The organism is Cellulomonas sp. P22, from assembly GCF_044392165.1.
The window spans coordinates 489,487-506,850 of sequence record NZ_JBISBW010000006.1; the positions used below are offsets into that span (position 1 = coordinate 489,487).

The following is a 17,364-nucleotide window of genomic DNA, read 5'->3' on the forward strand; positions in this document are numbered from 1 at the left end:
CAGCCGGGGGTGTCAGCCGACGTCGATGAGCCGCGAGAGGTAGGTCTCGACCTCGGTCATCGCCGCGACGTCGTCGCCGTCGACGATCGACTCGACGAGGTCGTCGTGGCCCGGGTCGTCGTCGACGGGGCGCTCGAAGTTGAAGCGGATGTTCTCGGTGATCGCGTCGAGCAGGCTCTCGTAGAGCGACAGCAGCACGGGGTTGTGGGCGGCCCGGGCGATCGCGAGGTGCAGGGCGAGGTCGGACGCGACCATCGCGTCGAGGTCGCCCAGCGCGTAGGCGGCGGTGCGCTGGTCGCGCAGCTGCCGGAGGGCTGTGACGTCTGCGGCGGTACGGCGACGGGCCGCGAGGCGCGCGGCCTCGACCTCGAGCGAGCGGCGGACCTCCACGACGTCGCGCTGGCGGGCGTCGGCGATCTGGCGGCCCATCGTGACGGCGAGCTCGGAGGTGGACAGCACGTAGGTGCCGGAGCCCTGACGTCGGGCGAGCAGCCCGGCGTGCACGAGCGACTGGACGGCCTCGCGCACGGTGTTGCGGCCGACGCCGAGCAGCTCGGCGAGGGCGGGCTCGGGCGGGATGCGGGTGCCGACGGGCCACCGGCCCGCGATGATGCGTTCCCGCAGGCCGTCGACTGCGCTGTCGATCAACCCGGTGCGTCGGCTCATGACCTGTGTCCTCCTCGAAGGGCCGCCCGCTGAGGGTGACCGTCGCTCCGGCGCCTTTGCAGGGGCGATGTCGCAGCAGTCAACACCGCCTCCGGTGCGTCCTGGCAGACCAACGTCCCATGACTGGCGGGTCGCGTGCACCCGCGACCGCCGGCCGGACGCCCGCGCGCACCCCTCGCCGCGGCACGAAACGCCGTGCAGGGCACCCGGCGACGCTCGCTACCCTGGTGCCGTGACCCCCGCTGAGCTCTCTGCCGCCCTTCGCGATGCCCTTCTCGCCGCAGTCTCCGACGGCACGTTCGCCCTCGAGCCCGCCGACGTCCCCGCCACGGTGCACGTCGAGCGACCCCGGCAGCGCGAGCACGGCGACTGGGCCACCAACGTGGCGATGCAGCTCGGCAAGAAGGCCGGCACCAGCCCGCGTGCGCTCGCGGAGGAGCTCGCCCGTCGGCTCGCTGCCCAGCCCGGCATCGCGACGGTCGACGTCGCGGGCCCCGGGTTCCTCAACATCACGCTCGACAAGGCCGCCGCGGGCGAGCTCGCGCGCGGCATCGTCGATGCCGGTCCTGAGTACGGGCGCAGCGACGCGCTCGCGGGCGAGAACATCAACCTCGAGTTCGTCTCGGCGAACCCGACGGGCCCCATCCACATCGGCGGGGTGCGTTGGGCGGCCGTGGGCGACAGCCTGGCGCGCGTGCTGCAGGCGGCCGGCGCGGACGTGACCCGCGAGTACTACTTCAACGACCACGGTTCGCAGATCGACCGTTTCGCGCGGTCGCTGCTCGCGCGGGCCCTGGGCCAGGAGGCCCCCGAGGACGGCTACGGCGGGCAGTACATCTCCGACATCGCCGACGCCGTGATCGCGCAGGCCGCCGAGGCGGGCGAGCCGGACCCCCGCACGCTGCCCGAGGCCGAGGCGCAGGAGGTCTTCCGCAGCCGCGGCGTCGAGCTGATGTTCGGTGAGATCAAGGGCAAGCTGCACGACTTCCGCGTCGACTTCGACGTGTACTTCCACGAGGACACGCTGCACGAGTCCGGGGCGGTCGACCGTGCCGTGGCACGGCTGCGCGAGCTCGGGCACATCTTCGAGGCCGACGGCGCGGTGTGGCTGCGGACCACGGATTTCGGTGACGACAAGGACCGCGTCATCATCAAGTCCGACGGCGAGGGCGCCTACATCTCGGGTGACCTGGCCTACTACCTCGACAAGCGCGAGCGCGGCTTCGACCGGGCGATCATCATGCTCGGCGCGGACCACCACGGGTACATCGGCCGGATGATGGCCATGGTCGCGGCCTTCGGCGACACCCCGTGGGTCAACCTGGAGATCCTCATCGGGCAGATGGTCAACCTGGTGCGCAACGGCGAGCCGGTGCGGATGTCCAAGCGCGCGGGCACGATCGTCACGATCGACGACCTGGTCGACGCGGTGGGCGTCGACGCGGCCCGGTACTCGCTGGCCCGCTCGGCCGCCAACTCGAGCCTCGACATCGACCTGGACCTGCTGGTCAGCGCCACGAACGACAACCCGGTGTTCTACGTGCAGTACGCGCACGCCCGCACCGTCAACGTGGCGCGCAACGCGGCCGACTCCGGGGTGTCCCGCGCCGACGGCTTCGACGCCTCGCTGCTCGACCACCCGTCCGAGGCGGCGCTGCTCGGCTCGCTCGCGGAGTTCCCGCGCATCGTGGCCCAGGCGGCCGAGCTGCGGGAGCCGCACCGTGTCGCGCGCTACCTCGAGGAGCTCGCGGGCAGCTACCACAAGTGGTACGACCAGCGCCGGGTGACGCCGTTCGGCGACGAGGAGGTCACGGACGTGCACCGCACGCGCCTGTGGCTCAACGACGCGACGCGCCAGGTGCTCGCGAACGGTCTCGACCTGCTGGGTGTGAGCGCGCCGGAGCGGATGTGAGCACCCCCGCGGGGGAGCACGCCGCGTCGGCCGACGCCGTCGGGCTGCCCTGGTCGGGCGGGACGGCGCGCACGCCCGACGGCGCGCTGAGCGTGGCCGGGCTCGACCTGCGCGCGCTCGCCGCCGAGCACGGCACCCCCGCGTACGTGCTCGACGAGGCCGACTTCCGGGCCCGCGCCCAGGAGCTCCGCCGGGCGTTCGAGACCGCGTTCGCCGCGGTCGGCACCGGCGTGGACGTGTACTACGCCGGCAAGGCGTTCCTGTCGGTCGCGGTCGCCCGCTGGGCGCACGAGGAGGGCCTGCGGGTCGACACCGCGACGGGCGGCGAGCTGGCGGTCGCGCTGCGCGCCGGGGTGCCCGGTGCGGACCTCGGGCTGCACGGGAACAACAAGTCGGACGCCGAGATCGAGCGCGCGCTCGAGGTGGGCGTCGGGCGGATCATCGTCGACTCGCTCGGCGAGGTCGACCGCGTCGCCACCGCGGCCCGGGCGCGTGGGGGAGCGCCCGCCCCCGTGATGGTGCGGGTCACGACCGGGGTGCACGCGGGCGGGCACGAGTACATCTCGACCGCGCACGAGGACCAGAAGTTCGGTGTGTCGATGGCGCCGCCGGCCGACGGTTCGCCGAGCCCCGCGCTCGAGGCGCTGCACGCCGTCCTCGAGCACCCCGAGCTGCACCTGCTGGGCATCCACTCGCACATCGGCTCGCAGATCCTCGACCCGTCGGGCTTCGACGTCGCGGCGCACAAGGTCATGGCGCTGCGCGCCGAGCTCGCCGCGCGCACCGGCTACCTGGTGCCCGAGGTCGACCTGGGCGGCGGCTTCGGCATCGCGTACGTCCCGGGGGACGTGCCGCTCGACCCGTCGCGGGTCGCGAAGGACCTCGCGGCGGCGGTCGACGCGTCGTGCACGGCGCTCGGCACCGCGCTGCCGCGCATCTCGATCGAGCCCGGCCGGGCGATCGTCGGGCCCACGACCCTCACGCTGTACACCGTCGGCACGGTCAAGGACGTCACGGTCGACGACCCGGCGGGGCCCTTCGTGCGGCGCTACGTCGCGGTCGACGGCGGCATGAGCGACAACATCCGGCCCGCGCTGTACGGCGCGAACTACCACGCCGAGCTCGCGTCGCGGGTGGGCGAGGACGCGCCGGTGCTGGCCCGCGTGGTCGGCAAGCACTGCGAGAGCGGCGACATCGTGGTCCACGAGGTGCAGCTGCCGGGCGACGTGCGCCCGGGCGACCTCCTGGCGGTCGCGGCCACGGGGGCCTACGGACGGTCGATGGCCTCCAACTACAACCACGTCCCGCGCCCGCCCGTGGTCGCGGTGCGCGACGGCGCCGCGCGCGTGCTGGTGCGCCGCGAGACGGTCGAGGACCTTCTCGCGCTCGACCTGGGCTGACGTGCAGTTCAGCAGCCGGACCCCTGCTCGTGGCCCGGTCGCGTCGCACTACCCTGAGGACGCCGAGCGAGGACCTCGCCCGGGCGCGCACCCGGCCTCGAGCAGGCCCTGAGCAGGAGGCGGCACACCGTGGCAGTGGCCCAGCAGCCCCGTTCCGACCGGACCATCCCCCTCGAGCCCACGACGCTGCGTGTCGCGCTGCTCGGTTGCGGCGTGGTCGGCACCGAGGTCGTGCGGCTCCTGACGACGCAGGCCGCGGACCTCGCGGCGCGGGTGGGTGCGCGGCTCGAGCTCGTCGGGATCGCGGTGCGGGACGTCGAGGCCGAGCGGGACCCGGTCGTGGACCGCTCGCTGCTCACGTCCGACGCCGAGGGGCTGGTCGAGAAGGCCGACGTGGTGGTCGAGGTCGTGGGCGGCATCGAGCCGGCGCGCTCGCTGCTGCTGCGGGCCATCGAGCACGGCGCGGCCGTGGTCACCGCGAACAAGGCGCTGCTCGCGCAGGACGGCCCCACGCTGTACGCGGCGGCCGACGCGGCGGGCGTGGACCTGTACTTCGAGGCGGCCGTCGCGGGCGCCATCCCCATCGTGCGCCCGGTGCGCGAGTCGCTCGTGGGCGACCGCGTGCAGCGGGTGCTCGGCATCGTCAACGGCACCACGAACTACGTGCTCGACCGCATGGCCACCGAGGGTCTCGACCTGGACGCGGCGGTCGCCGAGGCGCAGGCCCTGGGCTACGCCGAGGCCGACCCGACGGCGGACGTCGAGGGCTTCGACGCGGCGGCGAAGGCCGCGATCCTCGCCTCGCTCGCGTTCCACACCCGCGTCTCGATCGACGACGTCGACCGCCAGGGCATCTCGTCCGTGACCGCGGACGACGTGGCGTGGGCCGCCCGCACGGGGCACACGATCAAGCTGCTCGCGATCGCCGAGCGCAGCGACGAGGGCGTCCAGGTGCGGGTGCACCCGGCGCTGGTCCCGCTCACGCACCCGCTCGCGGGCGTGCGTGGAGCGTTCAACGCGGTGTTCGTCGAGGCCGAGGCCGCGGGCGAGCTCATGTTCTACGGCCGTGGCGCCGGTGGGGCCCCGACCGCGTCCGCCGTGCTGGGCGACGTCGTCTCGGTGGCCCGGCACCGTGTGCTGGGCGGACGTGGCCCGGTCGAGTCGGCCTACGCAGCGCTGCCCGTGCTGCCGGCCTCGGCCGCGCGCACCCGCTACCAGGTCCGCCTCGAGGTGACCGACCAGCCCGGCGTGCTCGCGCAGGTCGCTGCCGTGCTCGCCGAGCACGGCGTGTCGATCGAGGCCGTGCGTCAGCCCCCCGGCCGTGCGCTCGAGCCGGGGGTCGACGACGTCGCCCAGCTGGTCATCTCGACCCACACCGCGACCGAGGCCGCCCTGCGCGCCACCGTCGCGGCCATCGAGGGCCTCGACGTGGTGCGTCGGGTCCTGTCCGTCCTGCGAGTCGAAGGAGCCTGACCCCGATGGCACACCAGTGGCGAGGCATCATCGCCGAGTACGCCGACCGTCTGCCCGCCCACGTGCGCGAGCGCGTGGTGACCCTGGGCGAGGGCGGCACGCCGCTCGTCCCCGCGCCGGCCCTGTCGGAGCGCACCGGGGCGCAGGTCTTCGTCAAGGTCGAGGGCATGAACCCCACGGGGTCGTTCAAGGACCGCGGCATGACCACAGCGATCTCCTCGGCCGCGGCCCGCGGGGCCAAGGCCGTGGTGTGCGCCTCGACGGGCAACACGTCAGCGTCGGCCGCCGCGTACGCGACGGCCGCCGGCATGACGTGCGTCGTGCTCGTGCCCGACGGCAAGATCGCGATGGGCAAGCTGTCGCAGGCGGTCGCGCACGGTGCCCGGCTGCTGCAGGTCGACGGCAACTTCGACGACTGCCTGATCGCGGCCCGCAAGCTCGCCGAGGTCTACCCGGTCGAGCTCGTCAACTCGGTCAACCCCGACCGCATCGAGGGGCAGAAGACCGGGGCCTTCGAGGTCGTCGACGCGCTGGGCGACGCCCCCGACATCCACGCGCTGCCCGTCGGCAACGCGGGCAACATCACCGCGTACTGGAAGGGCTACCGCGAGTACGCGGGCCACGACGGCGGCGCCGACCTCGCGCCGGTCGCCACGCGCACCCCCGCCATGTGGGGGTTCCAGGCGGCAGGCTCCGCGCCCATCATCGCGGGCCACCCCATCACGCACCCCGAGACGATCGCGACGGCCATCCGGATCGGCAACCCCGCCTCGTGGCAGCAGGCCGAGCAGGCCCGCGACACCTCGGGCGGCGTGATCGAGGCCGTGACCGACGCCCAGATCCTCGCCGCGCACCGCATCCTGTCGAGCGAGGTCGGCGTGTTCGTCGAGCCCGCCTCGGCGGCCGGCGTCGCGGGCATCCTGATGCTCGCCGAGCAGGGCCGGGTCCCCGCGGGTGCGCGCATCGTCGTCACGGTCACGGGCCACGGCCTGAAGGACCCGCAGTGGGCGCTGCTCGACGCCGACGGGGCCGAGGTGCGCCCCGAGCGGGTGCACGCGGACGTCATGGCGATCGCCGACGCCCTCCAGCTCGCCTGAGCCCGCGCATGATCCTCGGCCACGACCACGCGCGGGCGACGGTCCCCGCGACGAGCGCCAACCTGGGCCCGGGCTTCGACTCGCTCGGGCTCGCGCTCGCGCTGCACGACGAGCTCGAGGTCCGTGTGGTCGACGGCCCCGGCGGGGTCGTGACGGTCACGGGCCAGGGCGCGGGCGAGGTGCCCGACGGCGAGGACCACCTGGTGCTGCGCGCGCTCCGGCTCGCCCTCGACCACGTGGGCGCCCCGCAGCCCGGGCTCGCGCTCACGTGCGTCAACCGCATCCCGCACGGGCGTGGGCTCGGGTCGTCGGCCGCCGCGGCCGTGGGCGGGCTCGTGCTCGCGCGGGCGCTGCTCGCGGACCCGGCCGCGCTCGACGACGACACCCTGCTGATGCTCGCGACGCGCCTCGAGGGGCACCCCGACAACGCGGCGCCCGCGCTGCTCGGCGGCGCGACCGTCGCATGGCTCGACACCGACGACGACACCGGCCCGCACGCGCCGCACGCCGTGCGGGTGCCGGTGCACGAGGACGTCGTCCCGGTGGTGCTCGTGCCCACCGAGCGGCTGCTGACCCAGCACGCGCGCAGCGTGCTCCCCGCCGTCGTCACGCACCGCGACGCGGCGTTCCAGGCCGGACGTGCCGCGCTGCTCGTCGAGGCGCTCGGTCGTCGGCCCGACCTGCTGCTCCCCGCCACCGAGGACCGCCTCCACCAGGAGCACCGGCGCCCGGTCATGCAGGACTCGCTCGCCGTCGTCGACGCGCTGCGGGCCCGGGGGGTCGCCGCGGTCGTCTCGGGCGCCGGTCCCACCGTGCTCGCGCTGGGCCGACGCACGGTCGTCGACGGCACCGGTGCGGACGCCGATCAGGCGGTGGACGAGGTGCTCCGGGACGCCGCCGGCACGTGGCAGGTGCTGCACCCGGCCGTCGACCAGGCGGGCGCACGGTCCTGGTCCGTGGCGTGAACGCGCGGGGTTGACGGGCGCTGAGTTCCACCCTTCGGGTGAACCCTCGAGGCAGTCGTCCTGGGCGGGATGCCGGTGTTACGATGTTGCCGTTCCCCGGCCTCGTGCCTCCAGCGCCTTGGTCACGCCCCGTGCGTACCAGCCCAGAGCTCTCCTCGTGAGAGCTGACGAGCCGGGAGCGATCCAGCCCACGTGTGCAGACGTCGTCGTACGCACGTGCAGCTTCACCACACGACCCAGCCGCAAAGGCCGGGCGAAGGCCGCGCCTGAGGCGCCGCCACCGACGAGGGGGAAGGGTCCTTCGTGACAGACACCATCGAGGCCGCCGTGAGCAACAGCTCCGACGGGCCCAGCAAGTCCGGCGCGATCTCCGCGCTGCGCCTGCCCGAGCTCCAGGCGCTCGCCGCCCAGCTCGGTGTGACCGGCACCTCCAAGATGCGCAAGAGCGACCTCGTCGACGCCATCAAGGCCAAGCGCGGCGGCGGGCGTCCGTCCGCAGCGGCCGCCGGTTCGGGTGCCCCCTCGCGGTCGGCCGAGCCGACCCGCAGCGAGCAGGCCACGAGCACCGCGCCTTCCGCAGGCGCAGCCGCGGCCACCAGTGACGCGCCGGTCACCACCGCGCCGCGCGAGCGTTCGGCCCGTCGCCGTCCCGACGTGGCAGCCGAGCTCGAGGCCGTCGAGCGCACGCTCGACCAGCGCATCGCCGCCGGCGAGACGCGCGACGACCGTGCCGCACGTGCCGCCGAGGCCGTGGGGTCCGTGACGGGTGAGCGTCGCTCGCGCCGTTCCGGCCGGGGTGCGGGTGCACCGCGCGTCGACGCCACCGAGGCCGGCGTCGAGACCGCGCCGCGCCGCGAGGTCACCGACGAGCAGGGCGACGGAGCCCGCCAGCGCGGCGAGCGCCAGGACGGCGGCCAGCAGCAGGGCCAGCGTCAGCAGCGTGACAGCCAGCGCGACAACCAGCAGCGCGACAACCAGCAGCGCGACCAGCGGGACGCCAACCAGAACCGGGACGGCGGACAGTCGCGCGACGTGAGCCAGAACCTGCAGGACGACGACGAGCGGGGTGGCCGTCGGCGCCGCTCGCGCGACCGCTACCGCGACCGTGACCGCACCAAGGGCCGCACGGGCCGCGGTGGACGCGGGGGAGCGGGTGGCGACCTCGCGGGCTACGAAGAGGTCGAGGTCAGCGCTGACGACGTGCTGCTGCCCGTCGCGGGCATCCTCGACATCTCGGACAGCTACGCGTTCGTGCGCACGAGCGGCTACCTGCCGGGCCCGAACGACGTGTACGTCTCGCTCGGCCAGGTCAAGAAGGCCGGGCTGCGTCGTGGCGACGCTGTCACCGGTGCGGTGCGTCAGCCCCGTGAGGGCGACCCGCTGCCCCAGGGCAACAGCCCGCGCTCGAAGTTCAACGCGCTGGTGCGGCTGGACACGGTCAACGGCATGTCGCCCGAGGAGGCCCGCCAGCGGCCCGAGTTCTCCAAGCTCACGCCCCTGTACCCGCAGGAGCGTCTGCGCCTCGAGCACGACCCGAGCCAGGTCACGCCCCGCGTGATCGACATCGTCGCCCCCATCGGCAAGGGCCAGCGTGGGCTGATCGTCTCGCCGCCCAAGGCCGGCAAGACGATCATCATGCAGCAGATCGCGAACGCCATCACGACGAACAACCCTGAGGTCCACCTCATGGTCGTGCTCGTGGACGAGCGGCCCGAAGAGGTCACGGACATGGAGCGGACGGTCAAGGGCGAGGTCATCGCCTCGACGTTCGACCGTCCGGCGTCCGACCACACGATCGTCGCGGAGCTCGCGATCGAGCGCGCCAAGCGCCTGGTCGAGCTGGGCCAGGACGTCGTCGTGCTGCTCGACTCGCTGACCCGGCTGTCGCGGGCCTACAACCTCGCGGCGCCCGCCTCGGGCCGCATCCTCTCGGGTGGTGTCGACGCCTCGGCGCTGTACCCGCCCAAGCGGTTCTTCGGCGCGGCGCGCAACATCGAGCACGGCGGGTCGCTCACGATCCTCGCCTCGGCGCTCGTCGAGACCGGGTCCAAGATGGACGAGGTCATCTTCGAGGAGTTCAAGGGCACCGGGAACATGGAGCTCCGGCTCACCCGCTCGCTCGCGGACAAGCGCATCTTCCCGGCGGTGGACGTCAACGCCTCGGGCACGCGTCGCGAGGAGATCCTCATGTCGCCCGACGAGCTCAAGATCGTCTGGAAGCTCCGTCGCGTCATGGGTGCCCTCGACCAGCAGCAGGCCATCGAGCTGCTGCTCGGCAAGCTGCGCGACACCAAGTCGAACGTCGAGTTCCTGCTGCAGGTGCAGAAGACGACGCCCGGCATGGGCGGCAGCCAGAACGACACCTGATCCGTCGGACCAGGTCAGCCGGAAGATTTCGAGGCCCGGCACAGTTCTGGCAGAATGACCCCTCGGTCTGCGGTTCACGGGGGCGCACATGCGTCGCCGACCCGGAGGCATCCCAGTCAAGGAGAATCCCTGTGAAGTCTGACATCCACCCCGCGTACGTGGTCACCCAGGTGACCTGCACGTGCGGCAACACGTTCACGACGCGCTCGACGGAGACGTCGGGCGAGATCCGCACGGACGTGTGCAGCGCCTGCCACCCGTTCTACACGGGCAAGCAGAAGATCCTCGACACCGGCGGCCGCGTGGCCCGCTTCGAGGCTCGTTACGGCAAGAAGGCCAACTAGTCCTCCAGCGCCGGTGGGTCGGTCCTCGTCTCGACGAGGTGCCGTCCCACCGGCGTTGTCGTGTCCGCCGACCGGCGGGCACGAGGTGCGACGGACCGGAGGAGACCGATGTCTGAGCAGTTCGGGGCCGCAGAGCCCCTGCTCGAGGAGCACGCGCAGATCGAGCTCCAGCTCTCCGACCCCGACGTCCACGCCGACGCCGCACGGGCTCGGACCCTGGGCCGGCGCTACGCCGAGCTCGGCCAGGTGGTGGCTGCCTACCGCGCGTGGCGCGCCGCCGCCGACGACCTGGCCGACGCGAGCGAGCTCGCCGAGACCGACGAGGCGTTCGCCGCCGAGCTCCCCGCCCTGCAGGCCGCTGCGGACGCCGCGGCCGAGCGTCTGCGCCGCGTGCTGATCCCGCGCGACCCCGATGACGCGCGCGACGTGATCCTCGAGATCAAGGCGGGCGAGGGCGGCGAGGAGTCGGCGCTGTTCGCTGGCGACCTGCTGCGCATGTACCTGCGCTACGCCGAGCAGCGGGGCTGGCGCACCGAGATCCTCAGCGCGACCGAGTCCGAGCTGGGCGGGTACAAAGACGTGCAGGTCGCGGTGAAGTCCCGCGGCACCACGACGGACCCGGCGCAGGGCGTGTGGGCGAGCCTGAAGTACGAGGGCGGCGTGCACCGGGTGCAGCGCGTGCCCGTGACCGAGTCGCAGGGACGCATCCACACCTCGGCCGCCGGCGTGCTGGTGCTGCCCGAGGTCGAGGACGCGGGCGAGGTCGAGATCGACCCGAACGACCTGCGCGTGGACGTGTACCGCTCGTCGGGCCCGGGTGGCCAGTCGGTCAACACCACGGACTCTGCCGTGCGGATCACCCACCTGCCCACGGGCATCACGGTCTCGATGCAGAACGAGAAGTCCCAGCTGCAGAACCGGGAGCAGGCCATGCGCGTGCTGCGGGCCCGGCTGCTCGCGGTCCAGCAGGAGGCCGCCGCGGCGGCGGCCAGCGAGGCGCGCCGCTCGCAGGTGCGCACCGTGGACCGCTCCGAGCGGATCCGGACGTACAACTTCCCCGAGAACCGCATCGCCGACCACCGCACCGGGTACAAGGCCTACAACCTCGACGCTGTGCTCGACGGCGACCTCGAGCCCGTGGTGCGCTCGGCCATCGAGACCGACGAGACCGCCCGGCTCGCCGCAGCCGGGCACTGAGCGGTGCAGCCGGACGCAGAGCAGGGGAGCGGGCAGGGCATGGAACGGCTGACCGAGGCGCTGCGCGCCGCCGAGCGCGTGCTCGCGGACGCCGGGGTGCCGAGCCCCCGCGTGGACGCCGAGCTGCTCGCCGCACACCTCATGGGCGTCGAGTCCGGACGGCACGTGAGCCGCGGCGAGGTCCAGACCGCGGCGATCCTCGGCCGGGCCGCGCCGCAGGGCCTGGTCGAGCTGGTCGCACGGCGGGCGACCCGTGAGCCGCTGCAGCACCTCACCGGTCGCGCGGCGTTCCGGGCCATCGAGCTCGACGTCGGCCCCGGGGTCTTCGTGCCCCGCCCCGAGACCGAGCAGGTCGCGGAGGTCGCGGCCCGCGAGGCCCGGGCGGTCGTGGCGCGTGGCGCCGCGGTGCGCGTGGTGGACCTGTGCACGGGCTCCGCGGCCATCGCGCTGGCGGTCGCGTGCGAGGTGGCGGAGGCCGAGGTGCACGCGGTCGAGCTCGACCGCGCCGCGCACGCGTGGGCCGCTCGCAACGTGGCGGCCCTCGCCCCGGACGTGCACCTGGTGCGCGGCGACGCCCGGACGGCCCTGCGCGAGCTCGACGGCACCGTCGACGTGGTCGTCTCCAACCCCCCGTACGTGCCCCCGGGCGCGGTGCCCGTCGACCCCGAGGTCGCCGAGCACGACCCGGCGGTCGCGCTCTACGGTCTGGGCGCGGACGGTCTCGAGGTGCCGCGGGGCATCGTCGCCGCCGCGGCGCGTCTGCTGCGACCCGGCGGGCTGCTCGTCATGGAGCACGCGGAGGTGCAGGCAGCGGCCGCGCGCGCTCTCGTCGAGGGCACCGGAGCGTTCGAGGGCGTGCGCACCGAGACCGACCTGACGGGCCGCGACCGCATGGTCGTCGCCCGCCGGAACGGGCACCAGGGACCTGCGACGGGCGTGGCGCACAGGTCAGGCGTGGGAGACTCGCAGCCGTGAGTCTGATCCGCATCAAGGACGCCACCGACCCCGCGACGTGGGGCCCCGCCATCGACGAGGCGGTGCACACGATCTCCCGAGGGGAGCTCGTCGTGCTGCCGACCGACACGGTCTACGGTGTGGCCGCCGACGCCTTCAACCCCGACGCCGTGCAGGCGCTGCTCGACGCGAAGGGACGGGGGAGGCAGGCGCCGCCCCCGGTCCTCATGCCCGACGTCCGCACGCTCGACGGTCTCGCGACCGACGTGCCCGACGCGGCGCGCGACCTGGCCGAGGCCTTCTGGCCCGGCGGCCTGACGCTCATCCTGCCGGCGCAGCCCTCGCTCGCCTGGGACCTGGGCGAGACGCACGGCACGGTCGCGCTGCGCGTGCCCGACCACCGCGTCGCGCTCGCGCTGCTGCGCCGCACGGGCCCGCTCGCGGTCTCGAGCGCCAACCTCACCGGGCAGCCCGCGGGCGTGACCGTCGCCGAGGCCTACGAGCAGCTCGGCTCGAGCGTCCCGGTCTTCCTCGACGGCGGCCAGGCGCCCGGGCAGGTGGCCTCGACCATCGTCGACGCGACGAGCCCCACCCTGAAGCTCGTGCGGGCGGGAGCCATCACGCTCGCCGAGCTGCGCGAGGTCGCGCCCGTCGAGGACCCGGCCGAGCCAGCAGCGGGTGAGCGCGAGAGGTGAGGGTCTACCTCCTGGTGCTGCTGATCGCCGCGGCGGTCACGTACCTCACGACACCGCTCGCACGGTGGTGCGCGCTGCGCTGGGGGGCCATCACCGCGGTCCGGGAGCGGGACGTGCACGCCGTCCCGACCCCGCGGCTCGGCGGGCTCGCGATGCTCATCGGGCTCGTGGTCGCGTTCGCGATGGCGAGCCGGCTGCCCTTCCTGTCCGACGTGTACCGGGACCCGGCCCCGCTGCTGGGCATCGTCGCGGGTGCCGCGCTGGTGTGCTTCCTCGGGGTCGCGGACGACATCTGGGACCTGGACTGGCTCACCAAGCTCATGGGGCAGGTGCTCGCGGGCGGCATCGTGGCGTGGAGCGGGGTCCAGCTCTACCAGCTGCCGATCGCGGGCGTCATCGTCTTCTCGGACCGCACGACCTTCCTGCTCTCGGTCCTGGCGATCGTGGTGGCCATGAACGCCGTCAACTTCGTCGACGGGCTCGACGGGCTCGCCGCGGGCGTCATCGCGATCGGCGGCACGGCGTTCTTCCTCTACTCCTACCTGCTCACGCGCGGGGCCAGCCCGGGCGACTTCTCGAGCCTCGCGACGCTCGTGCTGGCCGTGCTCGTGGGCGTGTGCGCAGGGTTCCTGCCGCACAACCTCTACCCGGCGCGCATCTTCATGGGCGACTCGGGCTCGATGCTGCTGGGCCTGGTGTTCGCGGCGTCGGCGATCCAGCTGACCGGGCAGATCGACACCGCTGTCGTCTCGACGCGGCAGTCGTTCCCGGCGTTCCTGCCCATCCTGCTGCCCGTCGCGGTGCTGCTGCTCCCGCTGCTGGACATGGGCCTGGCGATCGTCCGACGCCTCGGCAAGGGCAACTCGCCGTTCCACCCCGACCGTATGCACCTGCACCACCGGCTCCTCGCGCTCGGGCACTCGCACCGGCGCGCGGTCGCCATCATGTACATCTGGACGGCCGTGTTCGCCTTCGGCGGCGCGGCGCTCGTCAAGATCTCCACCACCGCGGCCCTGTGGGCCATCGGCACCGGCGTGCTCGTGGCCGTGCTGCTGACCCTGGGCCCGCTGCGCGCCCGCCGCACCGCCCCCGACACCACGGAGGTACACCCGTGACGACCGACCCTCAGCCCTCGGCTGCCCCTGCCCCGACGGCCACCGAGGTCGCCACCGACGCTGTGTTCCGCACCGCGCTGCGCGACATGCTCGTGCTGCTCGGCGTGACGGCCGTGCTCGGCGTCGGCGTGGGGGTGCTCGTCGCCGGCACCCCGGGTGCGTGGGGCGCGCTCATCGGCGTGGGGCTCGTGCTCGTGTTCTCGGGCACGACCATCCTGTCGATGCTCCGCACGGCGCACTCGGACCCGCAGGTCACGGCCGCCGTGGTGCTCGGCGCATGGCTCGGCAAGATCGTGGTCGTGATCGCGCTCCTGGCCGTGCTGCGCGGCATGGACTTCTACTCGCGGGGGGTCCTCGCGGTCGTCGTCGCGGTGGGGGTCATCGGCTCGGCGCTGCTCGACTTCCGGGCCGTCTCACGGGGCCGGGTTCCGTACGTCGAACCCGCCGCGGGGAACGCGGACAGTCGTCCTGGCCAGAGCGCCCCATAGGTTACGCTTCCCTCATCCATGATGGCCTGGTGACGACGGCGTGCCTGCACAGACGCGGCGCACCGGCTCACCGTCGAGCACCGGGAGAACGCCCTGTCCAGCCTTGCGACGATCGTTCCCTTCGCCTCAGGTGAGAGCGAGGGCGGTGGCTTCCATGTCCCGTCCATCGCGGACTTCTTCCCGCCGGCCGTCTTCTTCGAGGGCACGGTCTTTGAGATCAACCGCCTGCAGCTCGTGCGCTTCGTCGCCGCTGCCGCGCTGATCATCATCTTCGTGATCGGCGCCCGCCGCGCCAAGCTGGTGCCGGGACGGTTCCAGAACGCCCTCGAGATGCTCCTGGACTTCGTCCGGGTCAACGTCGCCGAGGAGATCCTGGGCAAGGAGAAGGCGCAGAAGTACGTCGCGCTCCTGACGACGGTGTTCATGGCGATTCTCGCGTTCAACCTCACGGGCGTCATCCCGGGGCTGAACATCGCGGGCACCTCGCTCATCGGGCTGCCAGTCATGCTCGCCCTGTGGGTGTACGTGATGTACCTGGGTGCGGGCGTCAAGGCGCACGGCATCGGGGGGTTCCTCAAGACGAGCCTGTTCCCCCCGGGGGTCCCGCCGTTCCTCTACGTGCTGCTCACGCCCGTCGAGTTCCTGACCGTCTTCATCCTGCGTCCCGCCACGCTCGCCATCCGACTCATGGCGAACATGGTCGCCGGGCACCTCATGCTCGTGCTGTGCTTCTCGGCGACGCAGTACTTCCTGTTCGAGGCTGCCCCGGCGATGAAGGCGTTCGGCGCGTTCACCCTGCTCGGCGGTTTCGCGATCACGCTCTTCGAGCTCTTCGTCGCAGCGCTGCAGGCCTACATCTTCGTCATCCTGGCGGCTGTGTACATCAGCCTGTCGATCGAGGAAGAGCACTGATCTCCCGCTGACCCGCCGGGGGTCCGGGCGACCCCCACCACTGAACGAGCGCTCGGCCGACCGGCCGGGAGCCCAACGGAAGGAACGAGCAACCGTGGCACTTGCGGAAACCACCACAGTCCTCGCCGAGCTCAACGGCAACATCGCGACCGTCGGCTACGGCCTCGCGGTGCTCGGCCCGGGCATCGGCCTCGGCATCCTGATCGGCAAGACCGTCGAGGGCATGGCGCGCCAGCCCGAGGTCGCCGGCCAGCTGCGCACGACGATGTTCATCGGCATCGGGTTCGTCGAGGTCCTCGGCCTCCTCGGCCTCATCACCGGCTTCCTCTTCTCGTGATCGCCGCCGCGCTGACCGCGGCTGCGTTGACGGCCGCGGAGACGACAGAGGAGATTCAGGGCTACCAGCTGCTGCTGCCTGAGCCGTACGACCTCCTGTGGTCGACGGTCGTCCTCGTGGTGATCGCGGTCGCGTTCTACAAGTTCGTGCTCCCGAAGTTCAACGCGGTGCTCGACGAGCGCACCGCGAAGATCGAGGGTGGGCTCGCCCAGGCCGAGGTCGCACAGGCCGAGGCCGACGCGGCGCTCGCCGAGTACAAGCTCCAGCTCCAGGAGGCTCGTGCCGAGGCGGCGCGCATCCGCGAGGACGCACGCGCGGAGGGCGGCCAGATCGTGGCCGACCTGCGGACCAAGGCGACCGACGAGGCCTCGCGGATCGTCGAGACGGCGCAGAAGCAGATCGACGCCGAGCGCCAGCAGGCGTCCGTGTCGCTGCGCGCCGACGTCGGCGCGCTCGCGACGCAGCTCGCGTCGAAGATCGTCGGGGAGTCGCTCGAGGACGAGGTGCGGAGCTCGCGTGTCGTGGACCGCTTCCTCGACGAGCTCGAGAACACGGCGAACGCCGGTAAGGGGAACTGATGCGCGGGACGAGTCAGGCGTCGCTGCAGGCCGCAGAGGGCCGGTTCGAGCCGGTGCTGCGGGATGCGGGCGCCCAGGCGTCGACGCTCGGCGAGCAGCTGTTCGCCGTGGTGGACGCGCTCGACTCCTCCGGCTCGCTGCGTCGGACCCTGGCAGACCCGTCGCTCGACGGTGACGCCAAGGCCCGGCTCGTGGCTCAGCTGCTCTCCAGCGCGGACCCGCGCACCGTCGAGGCCGTCGACGGCCTGGTGCGCTCGCGCTGGTCGGCCGACGCGGACCTGACGGAAGCCGTCGAGCAGCTGGCGTTCCACGCGGTGCTGGCCTCGGCCCAGGCGACGCCCGGCGGGCTCGAGCGGGTCGAGGAGGAGCTCTTCACGATCGGCCGTGCCCTCGCCGGGCAGCGTGAGGTCCGCCGCGCGCTGTTCGACGACAAGATCGGTGCCAGGGGGCGCGGTGCTGTCGTCGACCAGCTCCTCGGCGGTCAGGGCTCGCCCGCGACCGAGATCCTCGCGCGCCGCGCCGCCGTCGCCCCCCGGGGCCGTCGGTACGTCGCGACGCTCGGGCACCTGTCCGACCTCATCGCCGACCGCCGCAACCGCGAGGTCGCGACGGTCACGACGGCGACCGGCCTCAGCGAGGAGCAGCGCGCACGCCTCAGCCAGATCCTGGAGCGCGCGTACGGGCACCCGATGCAGCTCAACGTGATCGAGGACCCGCACGTGATCGGTGGCCTCCGGGTGCAGGTGGGGCCCGAGGTCATGGACGCGACCGTGCTGGCGCGGCTCGCGGATGCCCGACGACGACTTGCCAGCTGACGTCCGCGCCCCCCGGCGCGCCGTCCCGAGAACGTGTTCGACCGCACTG

At 73.2% G+C, this 17,364-nt stretch carries 17 protein-coding genes; 16 read left to right on the top strand and 1 reads right to left on the bottom strand.

The annotated features are described in order from the left end of the window. Nucleotides 1-12 precede the first annotated feature (12 nt). Entirely contained in the window at nt 13-666 is a 654-nt protein-coding gene (locus tag ACGIF2_RS08845) for a FadR/GntR family transcriptional regulator (protein ID WP_396045611.1), read from the bottom strand. Between the two features lie 232 nt (nt 667-898). Between ACGIF2_RS08845 and argS the strand changes: the two genes are divergently transcribed. The 16 genes from argS (at nt 899) to ACGIF2_RS08925 (ending at nt 17,315) form a co-directional block, all read left to right on the top strand. Next, nucleotides 899-2,578, top strand: a complete 1,680-nt coding sequence (gene argS, locus ACGIF2_RS08850; protein WP_396045613.1) for an arginine--tRNA ligase — start codon at nt 899-901, stop codon at nt 2,576-2,578. Further along, the gene (lysA, locus tag ACGIF2_RS08855; RefSeq protein WP_396045615.1) at nt 2,575-3,978 is read left to right on the top strand and encodes a diaminopimelate decarboxylase; all 1,404 of its coding nucleotides are present in this window, start codon (nt 2,575-2,577) and stop codon (nt 3,976-3,978) included. Before argS ends, lysA begins: the two co-directional genes overlap by 4 nt. Before the next feature lie 135 nt (nt 3,979-4,113). Further along, nucleotides 4,114-5,451, top strand: coding sequence for a homoserine dehydrogenase (locus tag ACGIF2_RS08860; protein WP_396045617.1), 1,338 nt, complete (start codon nt 4,114-4,116; stop codon nt 5,449-5,451). A gap of 5 nt (nt 5,452-5,456) precedes the next feature. Beyond that, nucleotides 5,457-6,548 carry a threonine synthase gene (thrC, locus tag ACGIF2_RS08865; RefSeq protein WP_396045619.1) on the top strand — a complete coding sequence of 364 codons (1,092 nt, stop codon included), beginning with the start codon at nt 5,457-5,459 and terminating at the stop codon, nt 6,546-6,548. Nucleotides 6,549-6,556: 8 nt separating this feature from the next. After that, nucleotides 6,557-7,513 carry a homoserine kinase gene (thrB, locus tag ACGIF2_RS08870; RefSeq protein ID WP_396045621.1) on the top strand — a complete coding sequence of 319 codons (957 nt, stop codon included), beginning with the start codon at nt 6,557-6,559 and terminating at the stop codon, nt 7,511-7,513. Nucleotides 7,514-7,816: 303 nt separating this feature from the next. Then, on the top strand, nt 7,817-9,880 hold the full coding sequence (rho, locus tag ACGIF2_RS08875) for a transcription termination factor Rho (RefSeq protein WP_396045623.1): 2,064 nt from the start codon (nt 7,817-7,819) through the stop codon (nt 9,878-9,880). Between the two features lie 131 nt (nt 9,881-10,011). Then, nucleotides 10,012-10,224, top strand: a complete 213-nt coding sequence (gene rpmE, locus ACGIF2_RS08880) for a 50S ribosomal protein L31 (RefSeq protein WP_396045625.1) — start codon at nt 10,012-10,014, stop codon at nt 10,222-10,224. A 108-nt stretch (nt 10,225-10,332) separates the two neighbouring features. After that, complete coding sequence (gene prfA / locus ACGIF2_RS08885; protein ID WP_396045627.1) at nt 10,333-11,421, top strand: peptide chain release factor 1; 1,089 nt, start codon at nt 10,333-10,335, stop codon at nt 11,419-11,421. A 39-nt stretch (nt 11,422-11,460) separates the two neighbouring features. Next, nucleotides 11,461-12,396 carry a peptide chain release factor N(5)-glutamine methyltransferase gene (prmC, locus tag ACGIF2_RS08890; protein ID WP_396045629.1) on the top strand — a complete coding sequence of 312 codons (936 nt, stop codon included), beginning with the start codon at nt 11,461-11,463 and terminating at the stop codon, nt 12,394-12,396. After that, nucleotides 12,393-13,070, top strand: coding sequence for an L-threonylcarbamoyladenylate synthase (locus ACGIF2_RS08895; RefSeq protein WP_396045631.1), 678 nt, complete (start codon nt 12,393-12,395; stop codon nt 13,068-13,070). Before prmC ends, ACGIF2_RS08895 begins: the two co-directional genes overlap by 4 nt. Beyond that, the gene (locus ACGIF2_RS08900) at nt 13,067-14,185 is read left to right on the top strand and encodes a glycosyltransferase family 4 protein (RefSeq protein WP_396045633.1); all 1,119 of its coding nucleotides are present in this window, start codon (nt 13,067-13,069) and stop codon (nt 14,183-14,185) included. Before ACGIF2_RS08895 ends, ACGIF2_RS08900 begins: the two co-directional genes overlap by 4 nt. Then, nucleotides 14,182-14,673, top strand: coding sequence for a hypothetical protein (locus tag ACGIF2_RS08905; protein ID WP_396045635.1), 492 nt, complete (start codon nt 14,182-14,184; stop codon nt 14,671-14,673). Before ACGIF2_RS08900 ends, ACGIF2_RS08905 begins: the two co-directional genes overlap by 4 nt. A 93-nt stretch (nt 14,674-14,766) precedes the next feature. Then, on the top strand, nt 14,767-15,585 hold the full coding sequence (atpB, locus tag ACGIF2_RS08910; RefSeq protein ID WP_396045724.1) for a F0F1 ATP synthase subunit A: 819 nt from the start codon (nt 14,767-14,769) through the stop codon (nt 15,583-15,585). A gap of 94 nt (nt 15,586-15,679) precedes the next feature. Continuing rightward, entirely contained in the window at nt 15,680-15,922 is a 243-nt protein-coding gene (gene atpE, locus ACGIF2_RS08915; RefSeq protein ID WP_396045637.1) for an ATP synthase F0 subunit C, read from the top strand. Then, nucleotides 15,919-16,500, top strand: a complete 582-nt coding sequence (locus tag ACGIF2_RS08920) for a F0F1 ATP synthase subunit B (protein WP_396045639.1) — start codon at nt 15,919-15,921, stop codon at nt 16,498-16,500. The genes atpE and ACGIF2_RS08920 overlap by 4 nt, the downstream gene beginning before the upstream one ends. Continuing rightward, nucleotides 16,500-17,315: a F0F1 ATP synthase subunit delta gene (locus ACGIF2_RS08925; RefSeq protein ID WP_396045641.1), complete on the top strand. Its 816-nt coding sequence runs from the start codon at nt 16,500-16,502 to the stop codon at nt 17,313-17,315. Before ACGIF2_RS08920 ends, ACGIF2_RS08925 begins: the two co-directional genes overlap by 1 nt. Nucleotides 17,316-17,364: the final 49 nt, after the last annotated feature.